This window comes from Pseudoalteromonas sp. TB64 (genome assembly GCF_000498095.1).
GTDB lineage: Bacteria > Pseudomonadota > Gammaproteobacteria > Enterobacterales > Alteromonadaceae > Pseudoalteromonas.
The window spans coordinates 1-12,484 of sequence record NZ_AUTQ01000255.1; the positions used below are offsets into that span (position 1 = coordinate 1).

The 12,484-nt window shown below is 37.5% G+C and carries 13 protein-coding genes; 2 read left to right on the forward strand and 11 right to left on the reverse strand.

Features of this window, described 5'->3' with window-relative positions; genetic code table 11:
* A partial coding sequence (locus L647_RS0121010) for an ISAs1 family transposase (RefSeq protein WP_024610393.1) occupies nt 1-1,059 on the forward strand: 1,059 nt, incomplete at its 5' end.
* Here L647_RS0121010 and L647_RS0121015 read toward each other — a convergent pair.
* The 11 genes from L647_RS0121015 to L647_RS0121065 all read right to left on the reverse strand — a co-directional run bounded on the left by L647_RS0121015 (nt 1,032) and on the right by L647_RS0121065 (nt 9,996).
* A complete protein-coding gene (locus tag L647_RS0121015; protein ID WP_081707004.1) occupies nt 1,032-2,036 on the reverse strand; it encodes a M48 family metalloprotease in 1,005 nt (334 codons plus the stop codon). The two genes, L647_RS0121010 and L647_RS0121015, sit on opposite strands and share 28 nt — an antisense overlap.
* Nucleotides 2,033-2,893 (reverse strand): hypothetical protein, encoded by an 861-nt coding sequence (locus L647_RS0121020; RefSeq protein WP_024612766.1) that lies wholly within the window; start codon nt 2,891-2,893, stop codon nt 2,033-2,035. The genes L647_RS0121015 and L647_RS0121020 overlap by 4 nt, the downstream gene beginning before the upstream one ends.
* A 177-nt stretch (nt 2,894-3,070) precedes the next feature.
* Nucleotides 3,071-3,922, reverse strand: coding sequence for an immunity 49 family protein (locus L647_RS0121025; protein WP_024612767.1), 852 nt, complete (start codon nt 3,920-3,922; stop codon nt 3,071-3,073).
* A 56-nt stretch (nt 3,923-3,978) separates the two neighbouring features.
* The gene (locus tag L647_RS0121030; RefSeq protein WP_024612768.1) at nt 3,979-4,827 is read right to left on the reverse strand and encodes an immunity 49 family protein; all 849 of its coding nucleotides are present in this window, start codon (nt 4,825-4,827) and stop codon (nt 3,979-3,981) included.
* Nucleotides 4,828-4,883: 56 nt separating this feature from the next.
* On the reverse strand, nt 4,884-5,729 hold the full coding sequence (locus L647_RS0121035; protein WP_024612769.1) for an immunity 49 family protein: 846 nt from the start codon (nt 5,727-5,729) through the stop codon (nt 4,884-4,886).
* A gap of 315 nt (nt 5,730-6,044) precedes the next feature.
* A complete protein-coding gene (locus L647_RS0121040) occupies nt 6,045-6,638 on the reverse strand; it encodes a DUF2238 domain-containing protein (protein WP_024612770.1) in 594 nt (197 codons plus the stop codon).
* Nucleotides 6,639-6,699: 61 nt separating this feature from the next.
* Complete coding sequence (locus tag L647_RS0121045) at nt 6,700-7,491, reverse strand: SDR family oxidoreductase (RefSeq protein ID WP_024612771.1); 792 nt, start codon at nt 7,489-7,491, stop codon at nt 6,700-6,702.
* Nucleotides 7,492-7,550: 59 nt separating this feature from the next.
* Nucleotides 7,551-8,084: an Mpo1-like protein gene (locus L647_RS0121050; RefSeq protein WP_024612772.1), complete on the reverse strand. Its 534-nt coding sequence runs from the start codon at nt 8,082-8,084 to the stop codon at nt 7,551-7,553.
* Between the two features lie 83 nt (nt 8,085-8,167).
* The gene (locus tag L647_RS0121055; RefSeq protein WP_024612773.1) at nt 8,168-8,587 is read right to left on the reverse strand and encodes a hypothetical protein; all 420 of its coding nucleotides are present in this window, start codon (nt 8,585-8,587) and stop codon (nt 8,168-8,170) included.
* A 71-nt stretch (nt 8,588-8,658) separates the two neighbouring features.
* Nucleotides 8,659-9,333, reverse strand: a complete 675-nt coding sequence (locus L647_RS0121060) for a Crp/Fnr family transcriptional regulator (protein WP_024612774.1) — start codon at nt 9,331-9,333, stop codon at nt 8,659-8,661.
* Nucleotides 9,334-9,336: 3 nt separating this feature from the next.
* On the reverse strand, nt 9,337-9,996 hold the full coding sequence (locus L647_RS0121065) for a hypothetical protein (RefSeq protein ID WP_024612775.1): 660 nt from the start codon (nt 9,994-9,996) through the stop codon (nt 9,337-9,339).
* Nucleotides 9,997-10,786: 790 nt separating this feature from the next.
* Between L647_RS0121065 and L647_RS0121070 the strand changes: the two genes are divergently transcribed.
* The coding region (locus L647_RS0121070; RefSeq protein ID WP_024612776.1) for a TonB-dependent receptor at nt 10,787-12,484 on the forward strand (1,698 nt) is incomplete at its 3' end.

A 12,484-nucleotide genomic window follows, 5' to 3' on the forward strand; every position in this document is an offset into this window, starting at 1 on the left:
AAAGTGGTTCATAAACTATTTGATATCATATTCTTAGCCGTCAGCGCTGTTGTGTCTGGATGCCAAGGCTGGGAAGATATTGAAGATTTTGGTCATGATAGATTAGATTGGCTCAGGAAATATGTTCCCCTAGAGCAAGGTATTCCTCGTCATGACACAATTGCCCGCGTACTAAGCCGTATCGATATGACGCAATTTCAAGATTCTTTTTCTTCTTGGATGAAAGCATGCACTAAGTTAACCCAGGGCGATGTCGTAGCTATTGATGGTAAATGCTTAAAAGGCTCATTTAATCAGTCAGATAGGCGCGATGCACTTTATATGGTCAGTGCGTTTTCATGCGAAAATGGTGTCGTTTTAGCGCAATGTCCTGTTGATAAAAAGTCGAATGAAATAACAGCGTTACCAACACTTCTTGAGTTACTTGAGATAAAAGGGTGCTTAGTCACAATTGACGCCATGGGGTGTCAAAAATCAATTGCAGAAAAAATAGTGAGCAAAGAAGCTAATTACCTTCTTGCAGTGAAGGCAAATCATAAAGGACTCCTGTCGCAAATAGAGGGGGCTTTATTACCGGAGATAACACGACAAGCGTCTGAAGGGATTTTGTTTAATGAAGCAGATTATCAAAAAAACAGAGAGGAGTTTAGGTGTTGTGCAGTGCGTCATGATGTAAGTGATTTATCAGAAACGATACACTGGGAAGGTGCAAAGACGGTGGGTGTTATTGTTTCCTACAGAAAGGAAAAAGGTAAAGTAAGCAATGAGTTATGTTATAGGTACTATATCAGTTCAGCATATTTAACGGCGGAAGAATTGGCAAGGTCAGCGCGGCAACATTGGCAAATAGAGAACGGATTACATTGGCGTTTAGACGTAGGATTTAAAGAAGATGAGTGCCGAATTAGGCGCGAAGGTGCAGCGCCAGTATTTGCAGGGCTGAGGCATATCGCATTTAATCAATTAAAGGCTGAAACCAGTTTTAGTAAAGGTATGCCAGCAAAGCAGAAGAAAGCGATGCGCAGTACAGCTTATCTTGAAAAGGTATTGAATTTATAGTGTTTTTTCATGCTCTTGCCCTGTATTTCCTCCTCGTAGTCGTTTGCTATTATAAACCTCGAATAATACATTGAAAACGTTTCAGCCACTTCCTCTTCCCCCATTGAAAAACACTTAATAGGAAAAAATAACCGTTTATTATTTTTTAAATTAAACAGCATACGTTTTTTACGAAACAGCGGTTTTTTAACTAAAAATGACTCCACATCATCATAATTAACCTCATCTTCCCATGTAGAATATTTAAATGTTTTACATGTAATATTTAATGTTGTTTTACCATTTTTACTGACTATGTCCACAGGCGGAAAATACTTTTCGACAAGCTTGGTTTCTTCATCGGTGGTAGGAATAAGCTGATACACTAAGTTTTGCTCGTGTGTTGAAATAAAATCATCCTCAAAAGCTTTCATTAATTCTAATTCTATTGAACGAGCAGACTTAATCTCATGATACCAACTATCCTCATCATCATTTAATATACCAGCTCTAATGTCATCAATATCTAATGTATAACCTACAGCTTCTATTCTTTTATACATGGGAGGATGACTGTCAAAAGGGTGATGAATAACCTGGTTTAAAATATTATCTTCAAAGGTATAATCTTTTGCAAAATCATGTACCTCATCTTCTATTTGTTTTAAAAAGTCTAGATTTTTAACTTGCTCATTTTTTAAAATCAGCTCCTCTTCTATGCTGGCTCTATATTCAGAATAAAACACAAACTTAACCAGCCCATTAACCAATGCTTTAGCGCCTACATAATCTGCAGCCATAAAATCAGCACGATACTCTCGCATTCGACTTACCTTGCCAAAACTGATTTCAAAAAGACCTCTAAAAAACAATAAAAAATAGGCCGCTGGAATAGTAATAAAGCGACTATGTAATACCATCAAGCACTCATCGCATTTGGCTAACATTGGTATTGTTTTTTTTGAAAAAAAAGTGTCTTCACCACTAAAATGCGCTATTTCATGGGCAAAATAGCCGACGCCTCTAGTTTATTTAATTTTTTAAGATGGAAAATACTTAGGTATAACGTCTTTCCTATGAGCTTTATATCTTCATTCAAAGTTAACTCATGCTCTGTCACAAAAAAGTTATCCTCTATCCCAAGTACTACGTTATCAGGTAAGTCAGTATCAAACTTATCGCAAATACGCGTTAATTCCTCATAAAGTGTTGGTGCTTCTGTTTGTGTTAACGGGTGCCCTATAACGTAATTTGGAATTTTTGTACGACCAATTAAAATACCAATCATTTGTATACACGCAATACCAACTGGTAAACCAATAAAAATAAGTATTTGTGGATAATAAGTGTTCCATAAAAGAACAGTGCCAAAAAAGCAAACTGCTAATAATAACGTGCCTTGGATGGCTACTTGAGCAATGCAAAATAATTTAGAAATATTCCAAGATATAACAAAAGATTTGTACTGGATTGTTTGTGATTTAAAAGATAATAGAAAAAAACCTAACGTAAAAATAAGCATAAAAACTGAGATTAAAATGCTATAAAAACTGAGCTCACTCCCTACATTATAATAATAAAAATCGTCACACAGGCTACCCAAACTTGTAATGAGAGTTTGAAACTCAGGTTTTTTTTCACTGCAAACAGACGCATAATCAAATAAATTAAAAGATTCTTGAATATGCAATTTTTCAACATTTGAAGTGGGTTTATCGGCATATAAAGATTCATAAACAAGATTATTTACTTGTTCATTTCTTTCATTTACTGCATAACCAAAAAAAAGGTAAGAGACGATAGGGATCAAAAAGATCCAACACATAGGAAGTGTAAAGGTTTTTATAAAATTCATATTAACTTACTTATATTGAGCTGGTATGGCTGATTGCGCATATCGTATTAAACGCACATTAATAAACTTAAAATAAAACGAGTTTTTGTAGAAACTCATAATCACATGTTTCAGCTGGCATATTTATTCCTTTAAATTAAATCTGTTTAGTTGAGCGTTTTGGGTGCTTAGGTAAAACTACAGGTAGTCGCCATCAATATAAAACTGCGGGATAAAGTCTGATTGCACGTTTAATTCGTTACCTAAGTCTTTAGCCATGCACGTTAAACCTAATAAGACAATTGGCATATAAAAATCAGGTTGTTCATATCCCTCTAAATCACGGTGGCGCTCACAATATTTCCAATTTTCGGTTAGCGCACTTGCTAATGCCTCACTTGGTGTTGCTTCTGATTTTGTGGTGAACGAAATAATAAAATCTGATTTTGCACCTGTACCGTATGCAACCCACGGCTCTTTTTTACCACCTTCAATCACCTCATCCATCAACTTATTGAGGGTTTCTATACCTTGTTGTCCTGATTCTCGACGATGAATACACTGTATTAACTCAGTTAATAAATACTCTGCTTCAGGGTTTTTAGAAGAACACTTTCGCATTAACGATACCGGAAACTCAACCAAGCTGTCCATCGCGTCATAGTCACGCACAATTGCCGCAGCAAAAAAGGCTTCTTGCCAGCGCATCGCATGTAATCGTCCATTTGCTAATAAGCCTTTACCGTTGTAGGTGGCATCTAATATATCGTCAATCACAACGCGCTGCTGTTTTTCAGGCTCTCGACCTAGCCTAAAAATAGCTTCACCGGCTTTTGCAGCAAGCTTTAGTGCGGTTATGGATTTTTGTTTGTTTTCTTCGGTTAAATCAAACGACCACCACTGGCAGATTTTGATTGCATCTCCCAATAAATAAATTAAATTATCTCTTTTTATAGGTAAGCATTCAATTGACTCATTATATTCTTCTTCAAATCGGTCACTATTTCTTTTTATGCTTAGAGGCTTATAATCACGTGTTATGTTTATCATGCTTATTCCTTTAAATTAAATCTGTTTGATTGAGCGTTTTGGGGGCTGAGGCAAAACTACAAATAGTCGCCATCGATATAAAACTGCGGAATAAAGTCTGATTGCACGTTGAGTTCGTTACCATAATCTTTTGCCATACACGCTAAACCGAGCAAGTTAATTGGCATATAAAAACTAGGTTGTTGGTACTCATGGTCACAATAACGCTCATGGTATTTCCAATTTTCGGTTAGCGCACTTGCTAATGCCTCACTTGGTGTTGCTTCTGATTTTGTGGTGAACGAAATAATAAAATCTGATTTTGCGCCTGTACCGTATGCAACCCACGGCTCTTTTTTGCCACCTTCAATCACTTCATCCATCAACTTAGTAAGGATTTCTATACCTTTTGGTCCTGATTCACGACGATGAATACACTGTATTAACTCAGTCAATAAATACTCTGCTTCAGGGTTTTTAGAAGAACACTTTCGCATTAGTGACACTGTAAACTCAGCCAAACTGTCCATCGCTTCATAGTCACGCACGATTGCTGCAGCAAAAAAGGCTTCTTGCCAACGCATCGCATGTAATCCACCATTTTCTAATAAGCCTAAGCCGTTGTAGGTGGCATCTAATATATCGTCAATCACGATATGCTGCTCTTTTTTAGGCTCGCGACCTAGCCTAAAAATTGCCTCACCGGCTTTTGCGACTATTTTTAATGCTTTTATGGATTTTTGCTTGTTTTCCTCGGTTAAATCAAACGACCACCACTGGCAGATTTTGATTGCATCTCCCATTAAGTAAATTAAATTTTCTTTTTTGATTGGTAAATCTTCAATAACATCATTATACGCTTCTTCAAAACGTTCAATATTATCTTCAAGCATTACGGACTCATAATCACGTGTTATGTTTATCATGTTTATTCCTTTAAATTAAATCTGTTTAGTTGAGGGTTTTGGGGGCTGAGGTAAAACTACAAATAGTCGCCATCAATATAAAACTGCGGAATAAAGTCTGATTGCACGTTGAGTTCATTACCTAAGTCTTTTGCCATACACGCTAAGCCTAGCAAGACAATTGGCATGTAAAAATCAGGTTGTTGGTATCCCATATCACAGAATCGCTCGTGGTACTCCCAGCTATCATTCAATACATCTGCTAAAGCGGTACTTGGGGTGACTTCTCCATCCAACATAAAGGCAAGAACAAAATTTGTTTTACCGCCGGTGCAATAGCTGACCCACGGGTCCTTGGTTTCTAACTTAACCTCTTCTAGCGCCTTGCCTAGCAAAGCTAAACCTTCATCATTTGATACTCGACGCTGTATACCTTGAATTAATTCAACGAGTGCATACTCGGCTTCACTGCTTGTGGCAGAGCACTGGCGCATTAAAGATACAGGAAACTTCGCTAAACTATCCATCGCATCAATGTCACGGACAATTGCTGCGCAAAAAAACGCTTGTTGCCAACGACCGGCATTCAAACGCCCATCCAATAACCAGCCTTTGCCGTTGTAGGTGGCATCTAATATGTCGTCAATCACAACGCGCTGCTCTTTTTCAGGCTCTCGACCTAGCCTAAAAATAGCCTCACCTGCTTTTGCAGCAAGCTTTAATGCGGTTATTGATTTTTGCTTGTTTTCTTCGGTTAAATCAAACGACCACCACTGGCAAATTGTGATTGCGTTGCCAAAAAAACTTATTAAATTATCTCTATTATTAGGTAAAGCTTTAGTCGAGTAATTATAATCATCTTCAAAACTTTCAATATTATCTTCAAGCTCTACAGACTCGTAATCACGTGTTATATTTATCATTAGGTTTTCCTTCTTTACTGGCTTTTATTCTGTTATCAAATTGTTCCATAGTCGTTGTATCGTTTTTAATACTCGAGTCAGGGTTTAACTTAGTGCTTGCATGCCAATACTGAAGCTTACTTTCACTATCAGTTTAATCACGTTTTGCTATTTTTAGTTTGTGTTTCACTATTTGTTGAGCCTATTACCGCAAACTTTAGCCATACACTTCATTTTTAATAAAGCGATTACATATATCAATCAGATTGCTTTTTTATGCTAAGTTGAGTAGCCATTAATATTTAATGCGATTAGTGGACGTTTTTATCACTACTTTTATAAGTAATCTTTAACGTTTTTTAGCTGTTTATCGTGTAATTTTGAAAGCACTAATAACGAGAAAATTATCCCAAATAGCGCCCATCCCATATCTGATTGGGTATCCCACACGTAACCTTGAGTGCCTAAAAATGCTTCTGCGTTTTCGCCGCTTAAAACCGCAACCCACCACTCTATTAATTCGTAAAACGCACTAAATGCCAAACATACCGAAATAACAAAGGCGATTAACCACCCTTTGCCATTTACTACATTTTTGCGTAGTAAAATTTCGCGCGCTAGTAGCGCAGGTACAAAGCCTTGAAAAAAGTGCCCTACTTTGTCGTAGTTATTACGCTCGCTACCGAACAGGTTATCGAACAAAGGGACTTCGGCGTAGGTGTAGTGCCCGCCAATCATCAGCACAATACAATGCGCTAAAATAAAAGTGTATAAAATAGGGGTAAGTTTAAAGTGACTATAGGTGCTTGCTAGCAGCACTAAACCAATAATTGCGGGGATAACTTCAAGCAGCCATGTAAATTGATCTTTTGGGTTAATACCAGACCAAATTAATACAATAAAAAACAGGCTCAGCCATAAATATTTCATTTAGAATCCTTTTCTAAATTGATCAAATTTACGGCATTTTACGCCTTTGAAATAAGCGACGCTACCTATAGTTTGTTTTTGCTGTAATGCGATTAAACAAAGTAGGAAAAAAGCGTTTAATTGTGGGTGCCCAACCACTTAAGCCTTTACCAACAATCACTTCGTGTTTTTTATCGCTAATGGCGCGAATCATTTTTGTGGCAGCTACGCTTACATCCATGCCATTTTCTATCGACTCTTCTGGTTTATTTTGCGCTATGCCTTGCTCGTTTAATGAGTTATGCGCAATTGCTGTTTTTATAGAACCAGGGCAAATTGTTAAGCAATGAATGTTATGCTCGCTAACCTCTGCGCGTAGGCAATCCATAAAGCCAACAACCGCATATTTAGAGCCCGAATAACCCGTTCTAAATTTTGAACCTACTTTACCCGCCACGCTACTAATAGACACAATCGAGCCGCTGCGCCTTGCCACCATAGCAGGCAATACAGCTTTAGTAAGTGCAATTAAGCCAAAGTAATTAACCTCCATTAATTGGCGGTACACGTTAAAATCGTTTTCTAAAAATAAACTGCGCTGCGATACGCCGCCGTTATTAATTAAAATATCAATTGCAGGAAGCTCACTCATTTTTGCTGTTATTGTGCTTAATACGTGCTCTGGCTGGGCTAAGTCCAGCGGCATAACTAAGTGCCCTTCGCCTTTAAGCGTTGCTTTTAAATCGTTTAGTTTATCTACATTACGCGCCGATAAAATAACGCGTGCACCAAGCTGGGCAAACTGTATTGCAAGCTCTTTTCCAATACCTGACGATGCACCGGTGATCCACACTGTTTTATTATTATACTGCATACGTTATCTGCCCTTTTTTGTTATTTATTAGGTTTTATTAAGGTAGTTAGTAAAATGCTTTATGCCTTTGTAGGGCCTGCTATTGCGTTTACTTCGTTTTCTAATGTTTTATAAAAACCCATTAAAAAGAGGAGCTCAACCATTACATACAAAGGTCCAATAATTAAGCCAATTAGGTCATCTACAAACGCAGGTTTTTTACCTTCGTAATAGTGCCCAATAAACTGTAATACCCAGCCAAATACAAACACACCTACGCCAATACTTAACCAAGGCCAAAACGCCATTGCTGCAATAGGTTGAGCACCAACAAGGAGTAAAGTAAATATTACGGCCATAATAAAGCCGAGCGAAAAGCTCAGCATAAAATAATAAACAACCGACGCTAATACAAAAAGTTGTGCGCCATCAATTACAAAGCTATTAATCATTAAGTTATCAGTAACAAAACCACCAATAGGTATTTGAATGCGTGCTAGTAAACACAGCACTGCAAATACAATTAACGGAATACCAAAAAAGTGCGTTAGTACATTACGCTTAGAACGATGATACAAACCATATTTACCAAGCTGCTGTTGAAGTGTTTTCATTGTGTTGCCTTTATTTTTATATGAAAACTTACTTTAGCAAAAGTAAGTACAGCAACAATGTCAGGTATCCGACATTTTGTAAATTAAACAAATGCAGAAATAATCTTCCCTTGCTCATGCTCGGTTTTCATACCCATACGATCCGAGCCTTGTTGATACTCTTGCTCGAGCATTTTTTGAAGTTCTTCTATTTTATCAGCAATTGCGCTAGGGTCTGCGCCCTCACCTTGCTGTTTTTTAGTGAGCTCTTTAGTAAGCTCTTCTATTGCTGCTTTTAGCTCGTCTATTTTGTCTTTGTTTACACCTAAACGTTGATAAACCAGCGCTTCTTGAGCACGTTCTAAAAACGTTTGATCTTTAGGCGTTGAGCTAATGCCTTTAACATCATTTGTTTTTTCGTTAGGGAGGGTATTAGTTGCCGCAACGTCGCTTAGACCTGCCGCTTTATTTACTGTAGGAGAGTTATAATTACTGTATTGATTTTTAAAGGTTATTGTAGTCATTAGCTCAAATCCATTGTTGCGTTACATAGTTTGTAGCAATTTGGGTTCCAACTAAATAAAGCAGTCTCTATTTAAGCTTGTGTGGCACGGGCCTGTAACTTTTGTTTATCTAAAACAGTAATTCGTTGATACCCTAAGCTAATAGCTTGTAAGCTAACGAGTTGTTGCAGTATTTGATTAATAGTTTGGCGTGTTAGGTAGGTCATATCAGCGAGTTGCTGTTGAGATAAAACAAGCGGAGTTAAATGTTCTGTATGTTCGCTAAGCATTAAAAGTCGATTACATATTTTTTGCTCAGCACTTAATAATGCGTGATCTTCCATTGAAGTAAACATAAGGCGTAATTTTTGCGCCAGTAATAATCCAAATTCTTGCCAATATTGTGGTTGTTCATTTAAAAGCGGTTCAAGCGCACGGTGTGAAACATAAAAAAGCACTACGTCTGTTTGTGCGTATACATCGTGAGTGCGCAGGCCACCATCAAATAAAGTTACTTCACCAAACCAAAGTGACGAATCAATAAAACTAAGTACAGCTTCTTTACCTTCGTTACTTACGCCACTAATACGCACTACACCACTAAGCACGGCATAAATTCCGTCGTGCTTATCACCACGTAAAAATAATGACTGCTGGGCTTTAAGCGAAAGCGTTTTACCCTGCGTTAATAAAAAGCTTTTTAAGTAAGGGCTACGTTTTTTAAACCAGTGCCCTTGTTCAATCACGTTTTGCTGTTGAGGGGTCATTATTTACTGCATTCTTTTATTAAAGGGCTGTGTTTCGCGGACCAGTTTTTTAGGTAAGTTTAAACCGGTTGCTATAACAAAATCATCGTAAGGGTCGTTACCCGAAAACAACTCAGTTATAAGCGTGTCATTTTTAAAAACATTAACGGTTACGCCGCTGCCCATGCCACCAGAGTTAATAATATAATAATGGTACTCACCATTACTAAAAAATAGAATGCTTTCACCAACACGCCCTACTTGCCTGTAGTAACTGCCAAATGGCGCCTCTGCAGTCGCTAGTTTTTCAAGCCCCATGTCATCTATTCGACCAAAGCGATAACTAAGCGAAGAGTCGTCTTTTGCAACGCAAATAGATAATACGTTATCAGAAGGCTCAAGCTTATAAACAATTGATTCGTCAATGGAGCGAATAACTTTGTGCATTTTAGCGTTAATGTAAGCTGTTTCATCACTTTTGCAATGCGTGCCTACCAATCCAACAACTAAAGCCGGCTCACTTATTTGAATAGCAGCAGGTGCATTTGCATCAAAGTCTATTGACGTATTACTTGCATTATTATTTAGCTGAGGCTTACCTTGTATTGATGTACTTTGATTATCGCAACCAAACAATGCCAATAAGAAAAAAGAATAAAAACTCGCTAAAAATTTAATGTTCATAAAAAATCCATATGAGATAGAGCCTTTAAAATAGCGACAAAATAAGGTACTCGCAACACTGTTATACACAATATTTGATAACTTTATAGTTAAACCATCTTATGCAAAACCTACGTTACTTTTTGGTGATTTAATTAACGATTTTTTAAACTATTGTTGGTCTTTTAAAGAGCAATTTATAATATGAGATATAGTGATATTTTTAGGTTTTTAGGTTTTTAGGTTTTTAGGTTTTTAGGTTTTTAGGTTTTTAGGTTTTTAGATTAGCTTTTCAATATATATTTTGGAGTAGGCTTAAATTTTGTTTTTGATCGGGAGTATTTTTAATAATAATATTTGTCACCACTAAATTTGCGCCTTAGTAAAGTTAGTAAACCCGCCAGTCAATTTGCTATATCGTTGCCAAATACAAATTAACATTTAGTTAAACCCTCTTTTATTGCAAAGTGTTAAATACTTAAATAACTAAATTGACCAATAATCAATTTTTTATAACAAAAAGTTGTTACAAATTTATCCAAAAATGAAACTCAATAAGTATTTGTAATAACTAAATTAAATTATTTTATATCTAAAAATAATACATTTTAAGGACAATTTAGTCTCATTTTATTAAAACAATAGTTGACCCTATTTAAAATTTAAACTAGCATTTCTGGAAGCGCTTCCATAAGTTCACTTATTTACGCACTTCTGGAAGCGCTTCCATACATTTGACAATGTTTATAATTACACAATAACAGCCCCATACAGCTGTTAATAATAATGATAAAAGTGCGAGGGAAACCGAATGTCCAACCATATTGTAAGAAAAACAAAGATAGCGACCAGCCTATCTCTGATTTTAGGCGCATCAATCTCTTTACCTGTATATGCACAAGAAGCAAATACAGATGTTGAAGTAATTCAAGTTACTGGTTTTAAAAGCAGTATTAAAGAGTCAACTCGGCTAAAACGCGACGCCGCAGGTGTTGTAGATGCTATATCAGCTGAAGATATTGGTAAATTTCCTGATACCAACTTAGCCGAGTCGCTACAGCGTATTACAGGTGTGTCGATTGATCGTTCAAATGGTGAAGGCTCTAAAGTAACTGTTCGTGGTTTTGGTCCCGACTACAATATGGTAACCCTAAATGGTCGTACTATGCCGGCAGCTTCATTGCCTTCAGGCGGTGGTACACCAAGCTCTCGTGCTTTTGACTTTGCAAACTTAGCGTCTGATAGCGTTAAATCGGTTGAAGTATACAAAACAGGTAAAGCAAGTATTGCATCAGGTGGTATTGGCGCAACAATTAATATAAATACGGCTCGCCCACTCGACAATCCAGGCTTTATTTCAAGCGTAGGTGTAAAAGCATTACACGACTCAACAAACCGTGTTGGTGATGACATTACACCAGAGCTTTCGGGCTTAATTAGCTGGACCGACAGCGAAGCTAAATTTGGCGCTTCGTTAACAGCAAGCATGCAACAGCGCGATAGCTCATCAACAGGTGCGTTTGTAAATCAATGGAATACATCTGCTTTTGACGGCACAATTCCACAAGCTGCAGACGATATTGTTTTAACTAATGCACCCGCCGTTGGCCAGCTTTATTCAATGCCATCAGATTTGCGCTACACCATTGCCGACAGAGAACGTACTCGTACAAACGCGCAATTAACGCTGCAGTACAGCCCAATTGACGATTTAACAGCCACGCTTGATTACACATATTCTAAGCAAGATTTATTCGAAACCCGTGCTGAGCAATCAATATGGATGGATAACTACAAAAGTGCGCTAACGTTTGACGATAACACGGTAAAAACCCCTATTTATTACCGAGAAGAACGTCGCGATCAGCAAACACGCGATTTAGGTTTAGCGTTTCAAGAGCTAAACCAAGTTAATCAAAACGATTCTATTGGTTTAAACGTTGAGTACTATTTCAATTCAGAATTGAGCTTTATGTTTGATGCGCACAATTCAAAAGCCACTAGCAAACCAGATGCACCTTACGGCAGTTGGGTAAACGCAGGCTTGGGCGCAAACGTAGTTAACGCACAAGAAGTTGATTTTAGCCGCGAACTGCCGTCAATGAGTATCGATTTTGATGATTGCCGCCGAGACAACCTAAATTGTAATAACACGTTAGATGCCTCTGATGTGGGTACGTCTATTTTAGATTCTAACTTTGCTCGCCAAGAGTCTGAAATCACAGAATTTAGAATCCATGGTAAATACGAAATTGAAAACGGCGCAATTGACTTTGGTATAGAGTCTCGCTCTATGGAAAGCCATTCACTGCAATCACTTACACGTAATACAATGGGTAACTGGGGGATAGAAAACCCAGGCGAACTACCTGATGGCTACCTAAATCCAACAAACTTTTTAGCTGAGTTTGACGACTACGATACATCTGGTTCGTACAACCAAGGTTATACCGGCAGCGCATCGCAAATTGGTTACTGGGCTGGTGATGAATACGGCTTTAACTTTGCA

Excerpts from the sequence above, each read along its gene's own strand:
- L647_RS0121040 (WP_024612770.1), bottom strand. The coding sequence starts at position 6,638 with ATGAAATATTTATGGCTGAGCCTGTTTTTTATTGTATTAATTTGGTCT.
- L647_RS0121020 (WP_024612766.1), bottom strand. The coding sequence starts at position 2,893 with ATGAATTTTATAAAAACCTTTACACTTCCTATGTGTTGGATCTTTTTG.
- L647_RS0121035 (WP_024612769.1), bottom strand. The coding sequence starts at position 5,729 with ATGATAAATATAACACGTGATTACGAGTCTGTAGAGCTTGAAGATAAT.
- L647_RS0121025 (WP_024612767.1), bottom strand. The coding sequence starts at position 3,922 with ATGATAAACATAACACGTGATTATAAGCCTCTAAGCATAAAAAGAAAT.
- L647_RS0121050 (WP_024612772.1), bottom strand. The coding sequence starts at position 8,084 with ATGAAAACACTTCAACAGCAGCTTGGTAAATATGGTTTGTATCATCGT.
- L647_RS0121055 (WP_024612773.1), bottom strand. The coding sequence starts at position 8,587 with ATGACTACAATAACCTTTAAAAATCAATACAGTAATTATAACTCTCCT.
- L647_RS0121065 (WP_024612775.1), bottom strand. The coding sequence starts at position 9,996 with ATGAACATTAAATTTTTAGCGAGTTTTTATTCTTTTTTCTTATTGGCA.
- L647_RS0121030 (WP_024612768.1), bottom strand. The coding sequence starts at position 4,827 with ATGATAAACATAACACGTGATTATGAGTCCGTAATGCTTGAAGATAAT.
- L647_RS0121060 (WP_024612774.1), bottom strand. The coding sequence starts at position 9,333 with ATGACCCCTCAACAGCAAAACGTGATTGAACAAGGGCACTGGTTTAAA.
- L647_RS0121045 (WP_024612771.1), bottom strand. The coding sequence starts at position 7,491 with ATGCAGTATAATAATAAAACAGTGTGGATCACCGGTGCATCGTCAGGT.